The following is a 21,168-nucleotide window of genomic DNA, read 5'->3' as shown; positions in this document are numbered from 1 at the left end:
CGAACGGTGGCCGCGACGCCGAATGGGTGAGCTGGCATGCTGGGGGCCGTGTTCGACGCCCACCTACACATCATCGACCCGAAGTTTCCGCTCATCGAGAACCACGGTTTCCTGCCCGATCCGTACACCGTCTCGAACTACCTGTACGACGTCGACGGGCTCGGTATCACCGGCGGCGCAGTGGTCACGGGGTCGTTCCAGGGCACCGATCAAAGTTTTCTGCTCGCTGCGTTGGAGACTCTGGGACGCGGCTGGGTCGGCGTCACTCAGATCGATCCGGAATGTTCCGACGAGGACATCGTCGCACTGAACGACGCGGGCGTGCGGGGAATGCGGTTCAATCTCAAACGCGGCGAGACGGATCTGCAGATGCTCACCGTTCAGGCGCGTCGTGTCCACGATCTGGTGGGGTGGCACGCCGAGCTGTACGTCGATGCGTCCCTGCTGCTCTCGCTCGAACCCGTCCTCGCGAAACTGCCGGCGGTGAGCATCGATCACTTGGGACTCTCGACACAGGGTCTGCCGTACCTGCTCGATCTCGTCGACCGCGGAGTACGCGTCAAGGCAACGGGATTCGGCCGGGTCGATCTCGATATCGCCGACACCCTGCAGCAGATTCACCGGGTCAATCCCGCGGCGTTGATGTTCGGCACCGATCTACCGGGCACCCGCGCCCCACGCCCGTTCTCGGCGAACGACATCGACATCATTTCTCACGCCGTCGGCGGCGATCTCCCGGCGGTGCTCGACGGCAACGCCCGGGCCTGGTATCGGGTCCCTTGACCTAGACGAACACCGCGCCGCCGAGCCACACCGCCGAGGCGAGCAGGGCACCGAACAGTTCCACCAGAATGGACAGACCAGCGGCCTTGGTGGCGTGCACGGTGGATCTCCATGCCTCGGAATGGTTTCGGTGTCTCGGCACTTCCGCCACGTAGACGCCGGCGATGAAGCCGACGAACAGGCCGAGGACGGGGATGACGAAGAATCCGACGATGCCGAGCAGTCCGCCGATCATCAGCGATCGCGTCGGCACACCCGCCTCCCGCATGCGCCGCCCGGGCCAGGTGTATTTCACGACGCCGCTGATCACCAGCAGCACCGTCGCGATCGCGAAGACCGTCCACGCTGCGGCTCCGCCGGTGACCCACGCCCACACTGCGACGGCCCCGAAGATCAGGATGGTGCCCGGCAGAATCGGGACGACGATACCGACGAGGCCGACCAGAATCACCAGGCCGACTAGGACTTCTCCGAGCGCGCTCATGAGCTCAGTGTGCCCTGTGTCCGGTCAGACGACGGGACGAACCTTGCCCGCTGCCTCGCGTGCCCGGCTCCGTGCGGTGTCGATATCCGACGCCGTCGACACCGCCACTCCCATCCGACGCCGGACGAAGCTCGTCGGCTTGCCGAACAGACGAAGATCGGTCTCGGGAACCGCCAACGCGTCGGCGACGCCGTCGAAGTGAATGCCCTCCGCATCGACGCCGCCGTAGATGACCGCAGACGCACCGGGCGAGAGCAGCGTCGTGTCGATCGGCAGACCCAGAACTGCCCGGGCATGCAGCTCGAACTCCGAGAACCGTTGCGTCCGCAGCGTTACCAGGCCCGTATCGTGTGGCCGCGGACTGACCTCGGAGAAATACACGTTGTCGCCCTGCACGAACAGTTCGACGCCGAACAACCCGCGCCCACCCAGGGCCGTCGTGATCCGCTCGGCAACATCGCGCGCACCGGCCAGGGCCGCGTCGGACATCGGCTGGGGTTGCCAGGATTCGATGTAGTCGCCGGATTCCTGCAGGTGCCCGATCGGCTCGCAGAACGAGGTTCCGTTCGCTGCTCGGACGGTGAGAAGCGTTATCTCGTAGTCGAAATCGACGAATCCCTCGACGATGACACGACCGAGGTCGACGCGGCCGCCCTTCAGCGCGTACTCCCACGCCGCCTCGACATCGGCCTCGCTGCGAACGACGGACTGACCCTTGCCCGACGACGACATGACGGGCTTGATGACTGCAGGAAAGCCGATGGTGGACAGCGCTTCTCGCACGTCTTCCAGTGAATCGGCGAACGCATAGGGGGACGTCGGCAGCCCGAGCTCCTCGGCCGCGAGACGTCTGATGCCCTCACGGTTCATGGTCAGCTGAGTCGCGCGAGCCGTCGGGATCACGACCGTCCTGCCCCGCGCTTCCACCTCGGCCAGGGCATCGGTGGCGATGGCCTCGATCTCCGGCACCACGAAGTCCGGCTGCTGCGAATCGATCAGCGCCAGTAGCTCTTCGGGGTTGCTCATGTCGATCGTGAACGCGTGATGGGCCACCTGGTGACCGGGGGCGTTGTCGTAGCGATCGACGGCAATCACCTCGACGCCGAGGCGCTGGAACGCGATGATCACCTCTTTGCCCAGCTCACCCGAGCCGAGCAACATCACCCGGGTGGCCCCGGGAGTGAGCGGAGTACCGATGCGGACGGGATCTGGGGCAGTCACAGCCCTATTATCCACACCCCGATCAGTTGGACGACCTAGTACAAGTTAGTCTCCATTCACATTCGCAGCTGACGAGTCGGAACGAGGCAACAACGTGTCGAACACTGGTGGACCGCTGACAGGGCTCCGCGTCGTCGAACTCGCGGGCATCGGGCCCGGCCCGCACGCCGCACTGCTGCTGGCCGACCTCGGCGCAGACGTCGTACGAGTCCAACGCGCTGGCCAGGTGTCCCCGCACGACCATCAGCTACGCAGCCGCACCATCGTCGAGGCGAACCTCAAGGATCCCGCCGACATCGAGAAGGTCCTCGGCCTGATCGAGCGCGCCGACGTGCTGATCGAAGGGTTCCGCCCCGGCGTCACCGAACGCCTCGGCCTCGGACCCGACGACGCCCTGGCCCGCAACCCGCGTCTGGTCTACGGCCGGATGACCGGCTGGGGTCAGGAAGGCCCCTGGTCGCAGACCGCCGGCCACGACATCAACTACATCTCCGTCACCGGTGTGCTCAACGCGATCGGCCGCGAGGGCGAGCGGCCCGTGCCGCCACTGAACATGGTCGGCGACTTCGGCGGCGGCTCCATGTTCCTCGTCTTCGGCATCATGGCGGCGCTCTACGAGCGCCAGAGCTCCGGGCAGGGCCAGGTGGTCGACGCAGCGATGGTCGACGGCACCGCCGCACTCTCGCACATGATCTGGTCGTGGCGTGGCGTCGGAGCCTGGAGCGACGACCGTGGCACCAACCTGCTCGACACCGGCGCGCCGTTCTACGACACCTACGAGACCTCCGACGGCCAGTACATGGCAGTCGGCTCGCTCGAGCCACAGTTCTACGCTCAGTTGCTCACCGGATTGGGCCTCGCCGATGCGGACCTGCCGCCGCAGATGGACAAATCTCGCTGGCCCGAGCTGCGCGAGAAGTTCACCGAGACGTTCCTGTCCAAGCCCCGCGACGAGTGGGCCGCGATCTTCGACGGCACCGACGCCTGCGTGTCACCTGTCCTCACCTTCGCCGAGGCACCGAACCACCCGCACATGAAGGATCGCGACTCGCTCATCGACGTCGGCGGCGTCACCCAGCACCGTCCGGCACCGCGGTTCTCCCGCACCGAAAACGGAGTCCCGACGCCACCGCCCTCCACAGCAACCGACATTGGCTCGGTCTGGAGCTGATTGTGCGTCGAACTCGAAGTTGTGGACGGATTTCGGCTGATTTCCGTCCTTAACTTCGAGTTCGCGGTCAGAAGACCAGCGCCGGTTGTTCCGATTCGGCGCTCGGGGCCAGGGCTCGATACGCCGCCGCCGTCGCCATCACCGCGGCCCGAAGCTCTTGCGGCTCACGGGTGTACGGCAGCCTGAGGTAGCGCTCGAAGGCACCCTCGACGCCGAACCTCGGTCCTGCGGCCAGCACTGCGCCGAAGGCGGGAGCGGTGGCAGCGAGTGCACTCGACACCGGTGCGGGTAACTGCAACCACAGCGACATGCCACCCTCGGAGCGTCGGTAACGCCAATCCGGAAGATGTTCGGCCAGAGCATCTTCGAGTACGTCTCGACGCTCACGCAGCTGAGATCGACGGAGCTCGAGCGCCGGTTCCGCGTCCTGCAGCAGGAACGAGGACGCCAACTGATCCATGATCGACGTGCCGAGGTCGTGTGCTGCCCGCGAGCCCGCCAGCTGCGAGACGAGCGACGGATGCGCCCTGATCCATCCGATGCGCAGGCCACCCCAGAACGACTTGGATGCCGACCCGATCGTGACGATATCGGACCCCGAGACCCGCCCGAACGACGCGACCGGTGGGGGTGGTGGGGCGTCGAGCCACAGGTCGACCATGGTCTCGTCGACGATGAGCGTCATGCGCGTGTCACGGGTGATGCGGGCGAGCTCCGCTCGGCCCTCGGCACCCAGCACCTGCCCGGTGGGGTTGTGGAAGTCCGGTATCAGATATGCGACCTTGGCAGCGGTTTGCCTTGCGGCACTGCGGATCCCGTCGAGATCCCAGTCGCCGTCGGCCGGACGCACCGGCACCGGCACGGGACGGGCACCGACTCGCCTGATGGCTTCGAGCGCGTTGGGATAGGTCGGATGGTCGATCAGCACTCGATCACCGGGCGAGGTCAACGTGCCCAGCAACAGCCGGACTGCCTGCTGCGCACCGGAAGTCACCATGATCTGATCGGCCGTCGTCGGCAGGCCACGCTCGACGAAGCGTTGCGCGATGGCCTCCCGCAGCACCGCCAGACCGATGGGTTCCATGCCGTGCGTCGGCAGATACGTCGGAAGTGCCTGTAGCGCAGACTCGTACGCCGCGGTCATGGTGCCGTCCGCCGCTGCCATCGCCGCGTGGGACATGTCCACCACCGGACCCGACGGTGTCGTCGACTGAATCAATAGTCCATTGGGGGTGGGCGCTGCGGGCAGGGCGACGGTACTGCGCGATCCCTGCCTGCTGATCAGATAGCCCTCGTCGCGCAGGACCGAATACGAGGACGTGATGGTGGTACGACTGAGATCGAGAGCCGCCGACAGATCACGCTCACTGGGCAGACCGACACCGAGCGGAATGCGACCGTCGTGAATGAGAAGTCGAACGCCGTCGGCCAACGCCCGATACGTCGGACGCGACGCCTTGCGCCTGCCGGATCCGTCCGAGGACGCGTCGCCGCGCCAGCTGCCGAGATCACGGGCCAGTGACGCTGCATTGAGGACTCTCGAAGCCATGCTCACCAGTATTCGCCCACTGGTCTTCAACTTTCAAGTCCATTGCACTTTTCACTGGACTGCCGACCGAGGTCAGGTGGATACTGAACCGATGCCGAGTAGCACGATGTTCGACACCGCCATCGGCCGTTGCGGCATCACGTGGACCGATGACGGCGTGGTCGCGGTCGCCCTGCCCGAACCATCGGACGAGGCGATGACGGACTACCTCGCCGGCTTCGGTGCAGTCGAACGACCGGTCGACGCCCTCGCGGCCGACGCGATCGAGCGAATTGTCGCCCTGCTCGATGGACGTACTGTCGACATGAGCCCGATTCCGCTGGTGCTGGACGTCTCCGAGTTCGACGCCGCGGTGTACACCGTATGCAGTGGGATTCCCCGGGGCGCGACACTCACATACGGCGACATTGCCCGCCGTCTCGGCCACCCCGGCGCAGCGCAGGCCGTAGGCGGTGCACTGGGACGCAACCCTGTACCGATCATCGTCCCGTGCCATCGAGTGCTCGGTGCCGGTACGGAAGTCGGCGGCTTTTCGGCACCGGGTGGTACGAATACCAAACAAAAGATACTCGGCATCGAGGGCGTACCGGGATTCGACGAGCCGAGATTGTTCTGAATTGCTGCCGGACCAGATGAAACTACTCGGCCGAATAAATCGCCCGAAACAGGGAGCAAGAACGGGTTTCAGGCAGAAATGCCGAGTGCCGGGATAGGTTCATCGACCGCGGACACCAACACGGCTTCCGGTCCCGGACTGACATCGGATTCCTCGCTCCGACCGCCGATGGTGAATGCACCTACATCCGGCAACCACCCGATAGCTCCGCGCTGAAACAAGTTGTAGCGACCGGATCCGGTAGGCGTCGGACGCTCGTTGCTGATCGGATAGCCAAGTGCGCCATAGGGTCCCCCGTGGCCGAGATACCAGTCGAGGATCGGGCCGTGCACTTCGTGCGCGCCACCTTCGGGGAGAGCGAACACGGTCGCATGGGTGAATTCGAGCATTCCCCCACCCTCGGGGCCGAGCATGAATTCACCGGCCTGAGCGCCGATCCAAGGATGTTCGTATGCGAAGCGATCGAATTGGTAGCTGAAAACTTCCAACCCATTGTAATTTTCAGTCATTACTCGACCTTTCGTCGCCCGACCTGGCGACAATTATCCACGTCGAACAGCGGCGGCGCCTGACGAATAAGACATATATGTGAAATGGGCTAGTTCAGGAGCTCGAGAATATCGGCCGGAACGAGATCCGTCGCCGTCGGATCTATCACCGTTCGAGACCACGAACCGCCGCTGCTGTCGAGACGAACCAACTGATCGGGACCGAGCAGCCACAGCTGGTCTCCCGCCGACCAGTTCACGCCATAGCCGTATGCCTCACTGGACGTGGCGGGAGCGCTGTACTGGACTGCTCCGATGGCGTCGACGATCTGCAACGTCGGAACGCCGTCGATGTCGACGACCTGGGCAGTCGACGCACCCGACGGCGAGGTCACCGGGGCCGACAGAACCGCGGGAGCAGGCGGAGTGGTTGTGGTAATCGTGGTGGTCGGCGATGGGACAGTCGTTGTTGTCGTAGCTGGAGGAATAGTCGTCGTTGTCGTCGGCGGAACGGTCGTCGTCGTGGTCGTTGGAGGAACGGTCGTTGTCGTTGTCGTGGTCGGGGCCGGTGCGAGTGTCGACTCCGGAACGAGAGGCGACGTCACCGTCGGCGCGGGTGTGGTGGTCTCGGGAACAAGGGCCTGGGGGGCGCTGCGGGCGGCAGCAGCGGTGCCTCCGCAACGAGCACTGGCAGCCAGGCCGAGGAGCAGACCGTTGTTCATGGTTATGTTCACGGTGGGACTCGGCAGTGAAAACCTGGTGCCCGATTTGGTCCGGATCGATGCGGTGTAGACACCGTCGAGCACCGGAGCCAGGGGTAGCGGCAGCAATTCCAGGAGTGCTCCGTTTTCCACTGCTTGAGTGATGACCACTCCGGTAGCAGCGGTCCCGGCTACCGCGAACTCGCGGTCGTTTTCGCCGGCCTTCTTCAATGTCAGCTGGTAGGTGTACTGCGCCCCCCGAGACGGGAAGGTGAGATTCACAAAGCGAATCGTACCGATAAGCCCCCGCTCGTCATTGGTACAAGTCAGAGACAGCGGTGCGGGAAGAGGCAACGCCGTGGTGATGGTGCCGCTGAGGGCCGTCGCCGTATCTTGTCCCGCAGCAAGGGTTGTCGGAGTGTTCGAGGCACCGATACCCACGGCCGAGATGGTCGCCAACGTGAGCACCACCCCGAGGGTCGACGGCCCACGTCCGTGGGCACTGTGCCGCCCACTGCGCGATTCCTGCAGTCGATCGTCGTCGGGCTTCGCAGTGGACTCTGCATCGGACTCCACGCTGGGCCTACGAAAACCGAACGCAGTCATGAGAAGTGCGCCGACGGCGATGCCACCGATGAACACTGCGACCGGGCCGCTGAGCCAGCTGACCGCGTAACCGAGTTTCCCGACGCTGAAGAACACGCGATCGGCCTCTGACACCACGTAACTCTCGGCATCGGGCTCAGCGTTCGCGTCACCCTGAAGGAACAGCTGCGCGCTATCGGTTCCGACGGCCCCGATCTCGACCACGCGGTGGGTGATTCCTGCTCCCGACGAGTTGGTGACCTTGACGATGTCGCCGACCTCGATGTCCGCGACCGGAGTCGTCTTGCTCAGCGCCAGAGCGCCGGTGTCGATGGCGGGGGCCATGGACCCCGAGCGGAAGACCAAGGGGGTGATACCGAAGAACACGGCCGCGAGCGCAAAAAGCACACAGACGAGTCCGGCGACAGCGCCGACGGTCAGAACAATTTCGCGAAACAGGCGTGGGCGAGATCGGGTGCGGTCAGCGGAGGCGGCGTGGGTAGCGGACATGATCTACGTCGAAGTCGCGGTGATGGTGTACGTGATGGTACCGGTGGCAACGGGATTGGGCTGAGCTGTCCCGGCCGGCATGGTCACGCTGATGCACAGTTGGTCGGTCTGCCCAGCGATGACGGCCTCTGTCGGCCGCGCAATCAGTGACCGATTGAGACCTGGGAAGACCTTCGATGTTCCGAGTCCCGTCACCGTGCTGATCGGGCTTCCAGTACACACGCCGGACACAGGCGGGCCGGAGTGCACCGAAGAGTTGAGAAGATTCCCGAGAGTGGCATTGCTGGCCAGAACAGAAATGGTGTAGGAATTGGCGACCGAACCGACGTCGTTGGTCACCAGAAGCCCGGCCGCGACGGTATCTCCCGGCCAGATCGCAGGATTGGCCAGCGTCGTGGTGAACGCCGGCGGATTGTTGTCCACAGCGGGGTCACCCACCTTGATGTCGAGCCGACCCGTTGTGAACACACCCGACGTCGCGGTCGCCGTATCCGACCATGCGGCAAGGGTTCCCACGGCACCGAGGCCTAGGACAATACCGATCGACATGATGGCTCGGGCGCGCGCGCTGATGAGCGCAGAGCCTATTCGGCGGAGAACCGACCTTGCACCGGCGGTGCCACTGTGACGCGACATCAGGGCTGCGCCCCTTCCGTATCCGTCCGCGCGCCCGAGACTTCCGGGCACTCGGCGTTGTTGCTGTTGTCCCATTGCACGATCAGATCGATTCGTGCGATGGAGGTTCGAGTGTCGTTTCCGGCTGAATCGGCCATCGAGACCTCCGCGTCGATGCGCTTCTTCTCTCCGGCCTCGAGGTCGATCCACGCGCACGATTCGGCCAACTCGCCGCCGCCGATGGAGACGCTCAGGGCTCGAAGGAACGCCGGGTTCTCGCTGTCGAAGGTCAGCCAGAGACGTCCGTCCCGGTCGGTGTCGTTGAACACGTGGAACTGCGATTCACGCGAGTCGCCGGGAACCCACCGAATATCGTTGTCGAAGAATGCACTTCGAAGGGTCGGTGCCCACTCCCTCCCGTCGTCGCTGTACTTGATCGTTTGCGCTCGGGTGGATCCGGCACCGAGGAACAACACGACTGCGACGCCGGCGAAGACGGCCGTGCAGGCGACAAAAGTACTGTGCCTCACGGCGACTCCTCCTTTCGGCTGCGGTAGCGATCGACACCTGCCCCGACGAACATGAACAGTGCATACCCGGCCAAGCCGATGACGATGACGATGACTGTGATCTTTCGCTGTTCACCGTTGAGCCAATTGTTGACGTAGCCCATGTACGGCACCGAGTACCAGACTTTTCCGCGAATTTGCCCGATCTGCACCGGGTTCTCGTCGTCGGATCCGTTGTTGTCCCCGCGAGTGACATAGGTGGTGATACCTCGTCCGCTCTGCCGGGTCGCCACGATGCGGTGAGTCACCACTTCGGGCTCGCCCGAACGGATTTGGTAGGTGATCGGCGTGCCTACCTCGAGTTCGGCTGCGTCGGCGGGCTTGACCACCACCAGGCTTCCAGGTGGGTACGTCGGCTTCATCGAGCTGGTGAGAATCGTGTACGGCGTCGAACCGGTGACTTTCGGAATGACGACGGTCACCCCGAGGACGAACAACATCGCCGCCAGAAGCGTGTACGACGCGATCCGGCTCGCCCACCACCAGACACCGGTCCGGTTCTCCTCGGATACGTCCGTGACGGTTTCGATCACGTCCGTGTCGTCGTCGGCATTCACGTCTGGTCCGCCCTGAACGAGAACGTCACCGTCGACGACGCGCTTTGCGGCGGATCGGCACCGACGGCGAGCCGAAAGCACCACACTTCGCGGGCGCCTGCGGCCAACAGTCTTGCTGCCGGTGGCACCGGAGCTTGCGCACCACTGGCATTTCCGGTGTACAACTGCGTCGTCGGACCCGTCGGCGTACCTGCGGCCGGGCAATTCTCCTCGGCCGCAACAGTTGTCGCAGTCAAGACAAGGGGGACCGTTCCCGTCGCGGTCGTTCCCTGCAGCCGAAAGTTGAACGGTACGTTGCCGGAGTTCCGAATCGACAGCGGTGCCTGCGAGAAACCGTTCGGTCCGAGGTCTGCCGCGCCGAGTGCAGTGAGAACGTAATCGTTCACTTCTGCTCCGTTCGGGCCGACCTTGATGTCCAAGGTGCCGGAGTTGATGGTCCCGCCTGCAACGATCTGCTCGTCACGCCACAGCGCGCCCGTCGACTGTGCTGATCCGAAGACCACCACCGCGACGGACGCGGCTGCGAGCGCCCAATAACGACCGTGCTTGTTCGTCACTGCTACCGGTCAGGGACGAACCTGGTCGAGCGTGAGGGTGATGTCAGCGAGGCTGACGCTCTCATCTTGCGCGATGAGTCCGCCGGTATCGATATCGAACGGGATCGTGACAGCGACAGTGATGAGAGTTGGCGATGTAGCCCCGAGCGGCAGGCTCACCGGATCGCCGTTCGGCACGTTCGGGCCACCGTTGACTGACACCGTTGCACCGGCCAAAGCCGCTTCAAGCTCGGCATCACCCGTAACGTCGGCGAAGTCGGCGGTGATGCTTGCAAGAAGATTGTTTCCAGCCCAGGTGACGTTGTAGTCGGTCGTGTATTCGAGCACGTCGCCCGGCACGATGAGGAAGCCAGAGGGGTCGGTTCCGATTACCGTCCCGGACGTCGTCTCTGTCCAGTTCGCAGTATTTGCGACCGGATCGAAATAGAGTTCGCCGGAGTTGATCTCGCCTCCGGTCACCGTTTCGGTGTCCTGCCACAGCGCATAGGAGCCCAAACCGCCGAGCAGCAGTACAGCTGCCGCCCCCGCGGCTATGGCGCCTTTGGTTGCCTTGTTCATTCGTTGTCGCTTTCTTCGGTGGCCCTGTTCGTGAGGCCGGAGGGGGAGGTGACCCGGATGTGGGTCGGTCGGCCATCCGAAGAGGCCTCCGCAACTGGTGCGATGCCCATTGTTTCGGAACGACCTCCTAGGCCGTTACCCAAGTGAAGGTAAAAGTCCGAGGGAATGTTCGGCCGCATTTTTCATACTTTTGGTTTACACATGATCTCGCCATGTAAAGCTACTCGAATTACGAAAACTGCCACCTTGCGGCGGATCACCCCAGGTCGCGCGTCCGATTACAGCGGACGAAACGATTTCGTCCTCATTTTTGCTACCCGCTCCGCTGTTTCTGCCCGATGTGCGGAGTCGACAATCGACGGCGCATCCGGGCACGAAAAAGCCCCGAGGCATTACGCCTCGGGGCTTGAATTTCGCAGTGGTTCCCTACCGCAGAATGTCGCGGCGAACGATGGTTTCGTCGCGGCCCGGTCCGACTCCGATGCACGACATGTACGCACCCGAGAGCTCTTCGAGACGCAGCACGTAGTTCTGCGCGTTGATCGGCAGTTCGTCGAACGTGCGGGCACCGGAGATGTCTTCCCACCAACCGGGCATCTCTTCGTAGATCGGCTTGGCGTGATGGAAACCGGTCTGCGTCATCGGCATCTCGTCGTGCCGGACGCCGTCGACGTCGTACGCGACACAGATCGGCACCGTGTCCAGACTGGAAAGCACGTCGAGCTTGGTCAGGAAGTAATCGGTGATGCCGTTGACGCGGGTGGCGTATCGCGCGATGACGGCGTCGAACCAGCCGGTACGTCGAGCACGCCCGGTGGTGACGCCCACCTCGCCGCCCTGCTTGGCCAAGTACTCACCGTAATTGTCGAACAACTCCGTCGGGAACGGTCCCGAGCCGACACGCGTCGTGTACGCCTTCAGGATGCCGAGGACGGTCCCGATCTTGTTGGGGCCGATGCCGGAACCGACCGATGCGCCGCCCGCAGTCGGGTTCGAGGACGTGACGTAAGGATAGGTGCCGTGGTCGACGTCGAGCAGGGTGCCCTGCGACCCCTCGAGCAAGATGGTCTCGCCGCGCTCGAGTGCGAGGTTCAGCTGCAACCTGGTGTCGGTGATGCGGTGCTTGAAGCCCTCGGCCTGCTCGAGCACCTCGTCGACCACCTGCTGTGAGTCCAGCGCCCGCCGGTTGTAGATCTTCGAGAGCACCTGGTTCTTGAATTCCAGTGCGGCCTCGACCTTTTGGGTCAGGATCTTCTCGTCGAGCACATCGGCTGCGCGGACGCCGACGCGAGCGATCTTGTCCTGATAGCAGGGCCCGATACCGCGGCCGGTGGTCCCGATCTTCTTGGCACCGAGGAAGCGTTCGGTCACCTTGTCGATGGCGACGTGGTACGGCATGATCAGGTGCGCATCGGCACTGAGCAGCAGGTTCGTGGTATCGACGTCACGCTTCTCGAGGCCTTCGAGCTCGGTGAGCAGCACACCCGGGTCCACGACGACGCCGTTGCCGATGACGTTCTTCACGCCGGGCGTGAGAATTCCCGACGGGATCAGGTGCAACGCGAACTTGTCGCCGTTCGGAAGGACGACGGTGTGACCGGCGTTGTTGCCGCCCTGGTAGCGAACGACCCACTGAAGGCGTTCGCCGAACAGGTCGGTGGCTTTGCCTTTGCCCTCGTCGCCCCACTGGGCGCCGATCAGGACTATCGCCGGCATGTGCTCTCCTACGTTGCTTTCGTGCGAGGACGCGCTGCAAATACTGCTCGATCGAACGCAGCCGTCACCATTTGCCGCAGGCGCGACAGTGGCCGGGGGAACAGTCTAGCCGAGGCGGTGAGCTGGCCCGCATGCCGCTACGGTGGAGCCGAAACGAGGGCACTATGGTCGTTCGAGGGTTCGACGAAGATCTAGGAGCGCCGTGACACCGTTCGTTCTGCACTGCGGAAATCCGCCGTTGCCGATCACGCTGACCGACGTCCCACTGCGCACCGCCGATGCAGTACCGACAGACGACGACTGCAGCGCGATCTTCTCCGACATCGAATCCGCACCGGCCCCCCGCATCATCGTCCTGGGCAGCGACGCGTCCCTGGCGGCCGTACTGACCCGATTGATGCGCACCGATCGTCTGCACGTCGAAGTCGCGTTCGTACCGGAGACCGCAACCGACGCCGCCCACATCTACAAGCTCGGAACCGGATCCCGTGCCGCAAAGGTGGCACTGACGGGCAAGGCGTCGAGCACCCCCCTCATTCGCGACGACGCAGGCAAGGCCGTTGTCGGTCGGGCGCTCCTCGGCGGTGCCGGCGGCGCGGAACTCGAGGGCGAGGCGTACGTCGACGACACTCGGTTGTTCTCCGGAGTCGTACCAGGCGTCGAGGTGGCACCGACCCCGGAACTGCCGGGACTGCGCGCGCGGGTGATCAGCCGTCGACGATTTCTGCCTCGCCGCTGGGTGAGCGGACGGGCGATGCAGCTCGGCTCCCCCGCCGCAGACCTGATGCGCGACGGCATCGCCGGCGACCGAACGGTGAAGCGGTCGACGTTCTATCGTCACCACGAAGAGTGGCTACTGGTCCGATGACCGTTCCGCTGCGCCGCAGTCCCGTTCTGCCGAGCCCGGTGTTCGTTGCCGTCCTCGCCGTCGCGGGAGTGGGCGGCGCACTCGCGTGGACGGCCGAGGACGTCACGTCGTTCACCGCGCGCCTCGGAGTGTTCGTCCTTGTACTGGCCGGCTGGATCGCCTCGGTGTGCCTGCACGAATTCGGTCACGCATTCACCGCATTCCGCGCCGGCGACCGAGAGGTCGAACTCCGCGGCTATCTGACGCTCAACCCGCTGAAGTACACCCACCCGCTGCTCTCGATCGTCTTACCGGTGGTGTTCATCGCGATCGGCGGAATCGGACTTCCGGGCGGGGCCGTGTACCTGCGGACCGGGCAGTTCTCGGCGTCCACGCAGCGGCGCATCGCCCTCGCCGGCCCCTTCGCCAATGCCGTTGTCGCCGTGGCACTCCTGATCGTCATTCGCATGTTCGGCACCGACGGCACTCATCAGGCCTTCTGGTACGGGCTCAGCTTCCTGGCGTTCCTGCAGATCATGGCCACGATCCTGAACCTGATTCCGGTACCCGGACTCGACGGCTACGCCGCACTCGAGCCCTCGCTCTCGCCCGCCACCCGTGCATCGCTCAACCAGTTCAAGGGCTACGGAATCCTCGTGCTCGTCGCGTTGCTGTTCGTGCCCGCAGTCAACTCCGTATTCTTCGGTGCGATCTACACCCTGTTCGGGCTGTCCGGTGTTCCCGAGTTCTTCGCAGGCAACGGCAACTACCTGATGCGATTCTGGCTGTGACGGCTGGTTCATCCAGGAGCAGCGGGAAGAATTGCACGGTTTCGAGCGCGATCGACGGGATTCCGTCGATGCAGGCAGGTTCTGTGCAAACTCTCCCGATTGTGTCGGTGGTCGGTCGCATAATTTCCCCATGACGACGTGGAACGACTTCTCGACGGCAGCACCGAGCCTGGCATCGGCGGTGCGCGCCAGATTCACCGCCCACAAGCACCATGTACTCGCGACGCTCCGGGTGGACGGCTCACCGCGCGTCAGCGGAACCGAGGTCGAGTTCGACGACAGCGGCGTACTACGCCTCGGCTCGATGCTCGGAGCCGTCAAAGCACGAGATCTGCAGCGCGACGGACGGTTCGCGCTGCACAGCAATCCGGGTCACCATTCGATGGAAGGCGGAGACGCGAAGATCGGCGGGCGTGCCGTCGAAATCACCGATCCTGCTGTGCTGCAACCGATATTCGACGCCGCACCGGGCGAGCTGGTGCCGTACCACGTGTTCGATCTCGACATCACCGAGGTCGTACTGACCTCACTGGTGGACGATCACATGCAGATCGACGTGTGGCATCCCGGCTCCGACGTACACACCGTCACCAGGTGAGCTCTTCCTTGCAGGTTCGGCCGTGCGCGGCGGGTTCGACCTGCACCGTGGCGTGGTCGAGGCCGTAGCCGGACAGCAACGACTTGGCACGATCGAGCACCATCGACGACGACCCCTCGCATTCGAGGTGCACTGTGGCCACATCCATTCCGGTGGTGAGTGTCCACACGTGCAGGTCGTGCACTCCCGTCACGCCCGGTAGCGCGCGCAGGTCGCCGGTCAGCGCGTCGACGTCGACATTTGCCGGGCTCGCCTGGGTGAGGATGCGCAGCGCCGACCCGGCGAGCTTGATCGCACGCGGAATGACCCACAGCGAGATCAGGACGCCGACGACGATGTCCGCCCACGTCCACCCGAACACGACCATCAGCACACCGGCCACGAGCACGCCGACGCTACCGACCGCATCGGCCAGAACCTCCATGTACGCACCGCGGACGGCCAGGGAATCCTTGGCGTCGCCGCGAATGAGCAGCATCACGACGATGTTGGCCGCGAGACCGGCCGTCGCGGTGAGAATCAGTGGTACGCCGGGAATTTCAGGAGCATCGCCGATGCGTGAAATCGCCTCGTACATGATGAACGCCGCAACACCGAGCAACAGAACGGCATTTGCGATGGCGGTCAACACTTCTGCCCGATGCCAGCCGAATGTTCTTGCCGCTGCTGCACTTCCCTTGCGAGCGAGCATCAACGCGATCAGACCCATCGACATGCCGAGCACATCGGTGAGCATGTGGCCGGCGTCGGCGAGCAGGCCGAGCGACCCGATAGCCAGGGCCACGGATGCCTCGACGACGAGGAACACCACCAGGATCGCCAGCGCGACGACCATCTTGCGCACCCGAGACCTGGGCGGCCCCGCACCTGCGGGCGAGTGACCGCCCGCGCCGTGGCTGTGCCCGTGACCCGCGCCCATGACTCCCCCTGGTGACCGATGTCGACTTCCGGAAGTCACCATATGCGTACATACGCATATATGCAATGGTGTGCTCGGGTCACAACTCCGGCGGGACGTGCGGATGGTCCACCGTCGGTGGAAGTGTCGCCAATGCAGAAATACGCTTGAGCCCGGCGACCTGAAGCAAGTCGACGATGATCGATCGCAACTGCGCCAGCACCACCGTCGCCGACAGACCGGCGTTCGAGATCAACTCCGGCTTGGCACCGGCCGCAACCGACCTCAACACTCGCGCTGCTTCTGCCGCGTCGGGCTTCTGTCCCGGATCGGCGAGGATCATCTGCCGCAACACCTCCACCGCATGCGCCAACTTCTCCACCTCGTCGACGACACGCGGATCGAGAATCTCGTCGTCGCGCACCAACGTCAGCGACCGGCGCGCGAGCACCCGGATATTGCGGACGGCGTTGTCGATGGGATCGGCCGTGGCCGCGAGCGCCGCAAGACGATTGCGGTGGTTCCAATACATCGGAGAGATTCGCGCGATCTCCCGGCCGCCCTTGAGGTCGGTCCGCAGAGCATCGATACCGGACTGCGTCGCACGCGCCTTGCGCAACGCCTCCTCGATCGGTTTGGGATCGTTGGCCACCAAACCGTCGGCCACCTTCTGCAACACAGTCGCAGCCGTCGCCAACACGCTCGCCGCATCCTTACGGGCTCGCCACACCGGATGCGTCGGGATCAACGCCACGATCGCGATGCCCACCAGGCCACCGACCAACGCGTCGACCATGCGGTTGGGGCCACCCATGTTGCCGGGTGGAATGAGTGTCGCGACCAGCACGGCGGACGATCCGGCCTGCATCGCGATGATCGGGCCGCCGTCGAGGAACACCGCAGCCGACATCGCCAACACCACGACCAGAGCGATCTGCCACGGACCGCTTCCGATCAGTGAGATGAGCAGATCTCCGATGCCGATGCCCACCGTCACTCCGACGACGAGCTCGGCCGATCGGCGCACTCGAGCACCGAGCGAGACGCCCAGCGAGACGACAGCGGCGATCGGCGCGAAGAACGGGCTCTCGTGACCGACGATGTCCGTCGCGACGAACCACGCCACACCTGCCGCCAACGCGCACTGAATGATGGGCAGCAGCGACAACTTCAGCCGAGCGCTGCCCGATTTCACTCGGGTTCGGCCGCGCACCCGGCTGGCGCGGGCCCGGTCAGCCCAGGCCGAGCGCTTCTGCTGCCTTGGGGTCACAGTCTTCGAGGAGGTCGAGGCAGCGGGCGTACTCGTCGTGCTCGTTGATGTCGCGGGCCGCTTTGGCGAGGACTGCGACGCATCGGAGGAATCCTCGGTTGGGCTCATGGCTGTACGGGACCGGCCCGAATCCCTTCCATCCGTTACGACGCAACTGGTCCAGACCTCGGTGGTAACCGGTACGAGCATAGGCGTACGCCGTGATGGTGGCACCGGACTCGAGGGCGGCCTCGGCCAGGTACGCCCACGCGATGGACGCCGTCGGGTGCGCCGCCGCGACAGCCTCGGGCGCTTCGTGGTTCAGCAGCGCGGATTCGGCCTCGTCGTCTCCGGGCAACAGTGTGGGTTGGGGTCCGAGCAGATCACCGAAAGAAGTCATGGCGCTCATTGTGCCCTTACGTCACCGAATCGTGTCCGAACACCCCCGGTGGCGCTCGCGGCGAGCGGCACACCCGGTCGATAGGCTGCCAGCTGACGAAATCGAGAACCTCCGAGTTCTCGGATGAATTCGGTGAACGAGGGAGAACGCATGCCGGACGAGAAGAAGAAGGCGCCCTCCGAGGCCGACGCGGCCACCGAGAAGATCGATCTGGGCAAGAAGAAGCAGGTCGACGAGCCCGCCGACCCTCCGACCGAGAAGATCGTCACTGCCCCAGCCGAGGAACCGGCAGCGGAGGCGAAGCCGGTCGCGAAGCCGACTGCGGCCCCGCGTCGCATCCCGCCGCGAAACCCGTCCGGCGCTCCGGCGAAAGATGTTGCGGCAGAGAAGAAATCACCAGCCGCCGTGCCGCAGCCGGTCGGGCCGAGGAAGATCGAGCCGCAACAACCGAGACCGAAGCAGGTCGGTCCCCAGCGCGTCGGTCCCCCGCCGACGGAACCCGGCAAACCGAGTCGGAAGAAATGGTGGGCGGCGCTGGTGGCTGCGGTTGTCGTGGTCGCGGCAGTCGCCGCCGGTGCGTATCTGCTGATCGACCGTACGAGCGTCGACGACTCCCCGGAGGCCCGGATCAGAACGACCGTCGAGTCGTTCACCCGCGCATTGGCCGACGGCGACCTCGCCACGCTGCGCAGTACCTCGTGCGGTGACCTCGCGACCTTCTACCGAGACATCCCGGACGCGGAATTCACCGATGTCCACCGCGTCTCGGCCGAGCAGGGCAACATCCCGACCCTCGACAGCATCGACGCCATCCAGGTCGGCGACGACACCACCGCGATCGCCCAGGTCATCGCGCACACCGAGGCCAACCCGAACGATCGATCGCCGCGCACCTTCGACCTGCGCCTCGAGGGCGATCAATGGAAGGTGTGCAGCTGACGCTGCAGTGGCGCGGACAGGCGCCCCAGAGGGCACTTATCCACGCCACTGCCGGCTAGCCGGCACTCACGCTGCGACCGGCGGACTTGAGGTCGTTGCAGGCCTCGACGACGCGGGCGGTCATGCCGGCCTCTGCCTTCTTGAGGTAGCTGCGCGGGTCGTAGGCCTTCTTGTTGCCGACCTCGCCGTCGATCTTCAGAACGCCGTCGTAGTTGGAGAAGAAGTGTCCGGCGATGGGACGGCTGAACGCGTACTGGGTGTCGGTGTCGACGTTCATCTTCACCACGCCGTACTCGAGAGCCTCTTCGATCTCGCTCTTCGCCGAGCCCGATCCGCCGTGGAAGACGAAGTCGAACGGCTTGGAACCCGATGCCAGGCCCAGCTTCTCCGACGCGACCTTCTGGCCGTCCGCCAGCACCGACGGCTTGAGCTTGACGTTGCCCGGCTTGTAGACGCCGTGCACGTTGCCGAACGTCGCCGCCAGCAGGTAGCGCGAGCCTGCGTCGCCTGCGCCGAGGGCCTCGACGGTCTTGAGGAAGTCCTCGTTGGAGGTGTAGAGCTTGTCGTTGATCTCCGCCTCGACGCCGTCTTCCTCGCCGCCGACGACACCGATCTCGACCTCGAGAATGATGTTCGCTGCCGCCGCGCGGGCGAGCAGGTCCTTGGCGATCTCGAGGTTCTCGTCGATCGGGATGGCCGAGCCGTCCCACATGTGCGACTGGAACAGCGGGTTCTTGCCTGCATCGACGCGCTCCTGCGAGATCGCGATGAGCGGCCGAACGTAGGTGTCCAGCTTGTCCTTGGGGCAGTGGTCGGTGTGCAGAGCGATGGTGACGTCGTACTTGGCGGCGATCACGTGCGCGAACTCGGCGAGCGCCACAGCGCCGACGACCATGTCCTTGATGCCCAGTCCCGACCCGAACTCGGCTCCACCGGTCGAGAACTGGATGATGCCGTCGCTACCCGCGTCGGCGAAGCCCTTGATGGCGGCGTTGATGGACTCGGAACCCACACAGTTGATTGCCGGAAAGGCGAACTTGTGTTCCTTCGCCCGGCCCAGCATCTCGGCGTAGACCTCGGGAGTTGCGATAGGCACGGCGTCATTCCTCCATTGAAAAGTTCGGTTGTGTCCTGTGCAGTATGGCAACCTCCGAGCCCGGTGTCGTGCGTACCCGCATCGCTGACGTCATTACGCGGGAGATCGAACAGGGCAGCGTGTTCACAGCCGGGCGACACCAACTACGGAGGGACTTCCCGGTTCAGGCCGGTAGTGTGGGCGCGGTGAGTCTTCTAGCTGCCTCGGAATCGGTGACGACCAATCTGGCGTTGTTACCTGGATTTCTCGACCCCGTGAACCTGCTCAACTCCTTCGGTCACTGGGTGCTGATCGGGCTGCTGCTGGTCGTGTTCATCGAGTCCGGGCTGCTATTTCCGCTGCTCCCAGGCGATTCGCTCCTCTTCACGGCCGGTTTGATCGCAGCGTCGAAGTCCACCGAGATCGAGCCGTTCGCGTCCATCTGGACTCTGGTGATCCTGATTCCGATTGCGGCAATCCTCGGTGATCAGGTCGGCTATCTGATCGGCACGAAGGGCGGCGCAGCCCTCTTCAAGAGCAACGATTCGCGCTTCTTCAAGAAGAAGTACATCGACGAATCGCACATATTCTTCGAGAAGCACGGTCCGATCACCATCATCCTGGCGCGCTTCGTGCCGATCGTGCGGACGTTCGCACCGGTCGTCGCCGGTGCGTCGCACATGAAGTACTCACTGTTTCTCACCTACAACGTCGTCGGCGGCGTGCTCTGGGGCGCGGGTGTGACCACCCTCGGTTACCTGCTCGGGCAGATCGCGTTCATCCGCGACCACGTCGACATCATCTTCCTGCTCATCGTCGCCGTCTCCGTACTGCCCATCGTCATCGAGGTCGGCAAGCGCATGATCAAGGCCCGCAAGACTCCGCTCGGGGAGGCCACCGACATGATCGAGGCAGACGCCCCGGACACCAAGTCCTGATCGAGATCTTCCGAAAGTGATCGAGTCCATGTCGTCGATTACCACTGCGCTGCCGACCGTCTCCGTTCAGGCCGTCGGCAGTTTCGGTCCGCTGGAGACAGCAGGCCCCCTCGTCGTGTGGATCATCGTCATGACTTTCGTCTTCATCGAATGCGCGGTGATCATCGGATTGTTCCTGCCGGGAGATTCGATGCTGATCACGGCAGGAATCGTGATGGCGACCCACGCGTCGGGCACCGGTCACATCTGGGCGCTGTCGCTCGGTGCGATGGTCGCCGCCATCGCCGGCAATCAGGTGGGGTACTCGATCGGTCACCGCACGGGCTCGACGCTGGTGGCCCGCAAGAACGGCAAATACCTCAACACCAAGAACCTGCACAAGGTCAATCTCCTGCTCGAGAAGCACGGATTCTGGGCGGTGCTGGTCGCGCGATGGATCCCCTGGGTGCGCACCCTGTGCCCGCTCGTCGCCGGTGCCGCGAAGATGGATCACCGCAAGTACACGATCGCCAGCACGCTCGGTGCCATCATCTGGGCTCCGGTGCTGTTGCTGATCGGGTTCTACTTCGGCTCGTTCATCGACGGCATCCCGTGGCTGATGCCCGCCGTCCTCATCGGCATGGTCGTGCTGCTGGTCGTCGGAACCGGACTCGGCATCTGGCAGTACCGCAAGGAAATGGCACGCCCCGAAGAGACCATCGAGGTCGAAGAGGTCGTGGAGTAGCGGCTCTAGAAACCTGCGGGAGTGGAGCC

The 21,168-nt window shown here is 64.3% G+C and carries 24 protein-coding genes; 9 read left to right on the top strand and 15 right to left on the bottom strand.

Going from position 1 to position 21,168, the window contains the following annotated elements; all coding sequences use genetic code 11:
• Positions 1 to 36: 36 nt before the first annotated feature.
• On the top strand, positions 37 to 783 hold the full coding sequence (locus R3P93_RS20540) for an amidohydrolase family protein (RefSeq protein WP_068053980.1): 747 nt from the start codon (positions 37 to 39) through the stop codon (positions 781 to 783).
• Between the two features lies 1 nt (position 784).
• Here the strand turns inward: R3P93_RS20540 and R3P93_RS20535 are convergent, their stop codons facing one another.
• Together R3P93_RS20535 and purT are read right to left on the bottom strand one after the other, a co-directional pair.
• Positions 785 to 1,267: a DUF456 domain-containing protein gene (locus tag R3P93_RS20535; protein WP_068053977.1), complete on the bottom strand. Its 483-nt coding sequence runs from the start codon at positions 1,265 to 1,267 to the stop codon at positions 785 to 787.
• 24 nt (positions 1,268 to 1,291) lie between these two features.
• Entirely contained in the window at positions 1,292 to 2,488 is a 1,197-nt protein-coding gene (purT, locus tag R3P93_RS20530) for a formate-dependent phosphoribosylglycinamide formyltransferase (RefSeq protein ID WP_094687847.1), read from the bottom strand.
• Between the two features lie 94 nt (positions 2,489 to 2,582).
• On the opposite strand from purT, the gene R3P93_RS20525 reads away from it, so the two are divergent.
• The gene (locus R3P93_RS20525) at positions 2,583 to 3,659 is read left to right on the top strand and encodes a CaiB/BaiF CoA transferase family protein (protein WP_317533930.1); all 1,077 of its coding nucleotides are present in this window, start codon (positions 2,583 to 2,585) and stop codon (positions 3,657 to 3,659) included.
• A gap of 67 nt (positions 3,660 to 3,726) precedes the next feature.
• Here R3P93_RS20525 and yczR read toward each other — a convergent pair whose 3' ends face one another.
• A complete protein-coding gene (gene yczR / locus R3P93_RS20520) occupies positions 3,727 to 5,208 on the bottom strand; it encodes a MocR-like transcription factor YczR (RefSeq protein ID WP_068053970.1) in 1,482 nt (493 codons plus the stop codon).
• A 91-nt stretch (positions 5,209 to 5,299) separates the two neighbouring features.
• Here yczR and R3P93_RS20515 point away from each other — a divergent pair, with 91 nt between their 5' ends.
• Positions 5,300 to 5,824 carry a methylated-DNA--[protein]-cysteine S-methyltransferase gene (locus R3P93_RS20515; RefSeq protein ID WP_317533929.1) on the top strand — a complete coding sequence of 175 codons (525 nt, stop codon included), beginning with the start codon at positions 5,300 to 5,302 and terminating at the stop codon, positions 5,822 to 5,824.
• Between the two features lie 68 nt (positions 5,825 to 5,892).
• Here R3P93_RS20515 and R3P93_RS20510 read toward each other — a convergent pair whose 3' ends face one another.
• The 8 genes from R3P93_RS20510 to R3P93_RS20475 form a co-directional block, all read right to left on the bottom strand.
• Complete coding sequence (locus R3P93_RS20510) at positions 5,893 to 6,333, bottom strand: LGFP repeat-containing protein (protein WP_068053963.1); 441 nt, start codon at positions 6,331 to 6,333, stop codon at positions 5,893 to 5,895.
• Positions 6,334 to 6,422: 89 nt separating this feature from the next.
• The gene (locus R3P93_RS20505; protein WP_317533928.1) at positions 6,423 to 8,108 is read right to left on the bottom strand and encodes a signal peptidase I; all 1,686 of its coding nucleotides are present in this window, start codon (positions 8,106 to 8,108) and stop codon (positions 6,423 to 6,425) included.
• Positions 8,109 to 8,111: 3 nt separating this feature from the next.
• Positions 8,112 to 8,744: a SipW-dependent-type signal peptide-containing protein gene (locus tag R3P93_RS20500; RefSeq protein ID WP_094687843.1), complete on the bottom strand. Its 633-nt coding sequence runs from the start codon at positions 8,742 to 8,744 to the stop codon at positions 8,112 to 8,114.
• Positions 8,744 to 9,253 carry a hypothetical protein gene (locus R3P93_RS20495; RefSeq protein ID WP_317533927.1) on the bottom strand — a complete coding sequence of 170 codons (510 nt, stop codon included), beginning with the start codon at positions 9,251 to 9,253 and terminating at the stop codon, positions 8,744 to 8,746. The genes R3P93_RS20500 and R3P93_RS20495 overlap by 1 nt, the downstream gene beginning before the upstream one ends.
• Positions 9,250 to 9,849: a signal peptidase I gene (locus R3P93_RS20490; protein ID WP_317533926.1), complete on the bottom strand. Its 600-nt coding sequence runs from the start codon at positions 9,847 to 9,849 to the stop codon at positions 9,250 to 9,252. Before R3P93_RS20490 ends, R3P93_RS20495 begins: the two co-directional genes overlap by 4 nt.
• Positions 9,846 to 10,406: a hypothetical protein gene (locus R3P93_RS20485; RefSeq protein ID WP_317533925.1), complete on the bottom strand. Its 561-nt coding sequence runs from the start codon at positions 10,404 to 10,406 to the stop codon at positions 9,846 to 9,848. Before R3P93_RS20485 ends, R3P93_RS20490 begins: the two co-directional genes overlap by 4 nt.
• A gap of 9 nt (positions 10,407 to 10,415) precedes the next feature.
• Positions 10,416 to 10,964 carry an alternate-type signal peptide domain-containing protein gene (locus R3P93_RS20480; RefSeq protein ID WP_094640960.1) on the bottom strand — a complete coding sequence of 183 codons (549 nt, stop codon included), beginning with the start codon at positions 10,962 to 10,964 and terminating at the stop codon, positions 10,416 to 10,418.
• A gap of 426 nt (positions 10,965 to 11,390) precedes the next feature.
• The gene (locus tag R3P93_RS20475) at positions 11,391 to 12,680 is read right to left on the bottom strand and encodes an adenylosuccinate synthase (RefSeq protein WP_317533924.1); all 1,290 of its coding nucleotides are present in this window, start codon (positions 12,678 to 12,680) and stop codon (positions 11,391 to 11,393) included.
• A 202-nt stretch (positions 12,681 to 12,882) separates the two neighbouring features.
• On the opposite strand from R3P93_RS20475, the gene R3P93_RS20470 reads away from it, so the two are divergent.
• The 3 genes from R3P93_RS20470 (at position 12,883) to R3P93_RS20460 (ending at position 14,916) form a co-directional block, all read left to right on the top strand.
• A complete protein-coding gene (locus R3P93_RS20470; protein WP_068053919.1) occupies positions 12,883 to 13,548 on the top strand; it encodes a hypothetical protein in 666 nt (221 codons plus the stop codon).
• Positions 13,545 to 14,318, top strand: coding sequence for a site-2 protease family protein (locus R3P93_RS20465; RefSeq protein WP_149406515.1), 774 nt, complete (start codon positions 13,545 to 13,547; stop codon positions 14,316 to 14,318). The genes R3P93_RS20470 and R3P93_RS20465 overlap by 4 nt, the downstream gene beginning before the upstream one ends.
• A 130-nt stretch (positions 14,319 to 14,448) precedes the next feature.
• Complete coding sequence (locus tag R3P93_RS20460) at positions 14,449 to 14,916, top strand: pyridoxamine 5'-phosphate oxidase family protein (protein WP_317533923.1); 468 nt, start codon at positions 14,449 to 14,451, stop codon at positions 14,914 to 14,916.
• On the opposite strand, the gene R3P93_RS20455 is transcribed toward R3P93_RS20460, so the two are convergent.
• The 3 genes from R3P93_RS20455 to R3P93_RS20445 form a co-directional block, all read right to left on the bottom strand.
• Complete coding sequence (locus R3P93_RS20455) at positions 14,906 to 15,835, bottom strand: cation diffusion facilitator family transporter (protein WP_317533922.1); 930 nt, start codon at positions 15,833 to 15,835, stop codon at positions 14,906 to 14,908. The two genes, R3P93_RS20460 and R3P93_RS20455, sit on opposite strands and share 11 nt — an antisense overlap.
• Positions 15,836 to 15,914: 79 nt before the next feature.
• The gene (locus tag R3P93_RS20450; protein ID WP_317533921.1) at positions 15,915 to 17,009 is read right to left on the bottom strand and encodes an FUSC family protein; all 1,095 of its coding nucleotides are present in this window, start codon (positions 17,007 to 17,009) and stop codon (positions 15,915 to 15,917) included.
• A gap of 37 nt (positions 17,010 to 17,046) precedes the next feature.
• Positions 17,047 to 17,463, bottom strand: a complete 417-nt coding sequence (locus R3P93_RS20445; protein ID WP_068053907.1) for a DUF3151 domain-containing protein — start codon at positions 17,461 to 17,463, stop codon at positions 17,047 to 17,049.
• A 150-nt stretch (positions 17,464 to 17,613) separates the two neighbouring features.
• Between R3P93_RS20445 and R3P93_RS20440 the strand changes: the two genes are divergently transcribed.
• Entirely contained in the window at positions 17,614 to 18,402 is a 789-nt protein-coding gene (locus R3P93_RS20440) for an Rv0361 family membrane protein (protein WP_317533920.1), read from the top strand.
• A 55-nt stretch (positions 18,403 to 18,457) separates the two neighbouring features.
• On the opposite strand, the gene fbaA is transcribed toward R3P93_RS20440, so the two are convergent.
• Positions 18,458 to 19,498 (bottom strand): class II fructose-bisphosphate aldolase, encoded by a 1,041-nt coding sequence (fbaA, locus tag R3P93_RS20435; protein WP_317533919.1) that lies wholly within the window; start codon positions 19,496 to 19,498, stop codon positions 18,458 to 18,460.
• Between the two features lie 176 nt (positions 19,499 to 19,674).
• Between fbaA and R3P93_RS20430 the strand changes: the two genes are divergently transcribed.
• Together R3P93_RS20430 and R3P93_RS20425 are read left to right on the top strand one after the other, a co-directional pair.
• A complete protein-coding gene (locus R3P93_RS20430) occupies positions 19,675 to 20,415 on the top strand; it encodes a VTT domain-containing protein (RefSeq protein ID WP_394855338.1) in 741 nt (246 codons plus the stop codon).
• A 28-nt stretch (positions 20,416 to 20,443) separates the two neighbouring features.
• Positions 20,444 to 21,139 carry a DedA family protein gene (locus R3P93_RS20425; protein ID WP_068053945.1) on the top strand — a complete coding sequence of 232 codons (696 nt, stop codon included), beginning with the start codon at positions 20,444 to 20,446 and terminating at the stop codon, positions 21,137 to 21,139.
• The last annotated feature ends 29 nt before the right edge of the window (positions 21,140 to 21,168 follow it).

The sequence above is a fragment of the Rhodococcus cerastii genome, from assembly GCF_033042195.1.
Classification (GTDB): domain Bacteria; phylum Actinomycetota; class Actinomycetes; order Mycobacteriales; family Mycobacteriaceae; genus Rhodococcoides.
Note: the sequence above shows the minus strand (reverse complement) of the source record. Positions and strands in the feature narration are given on the sequence as shown.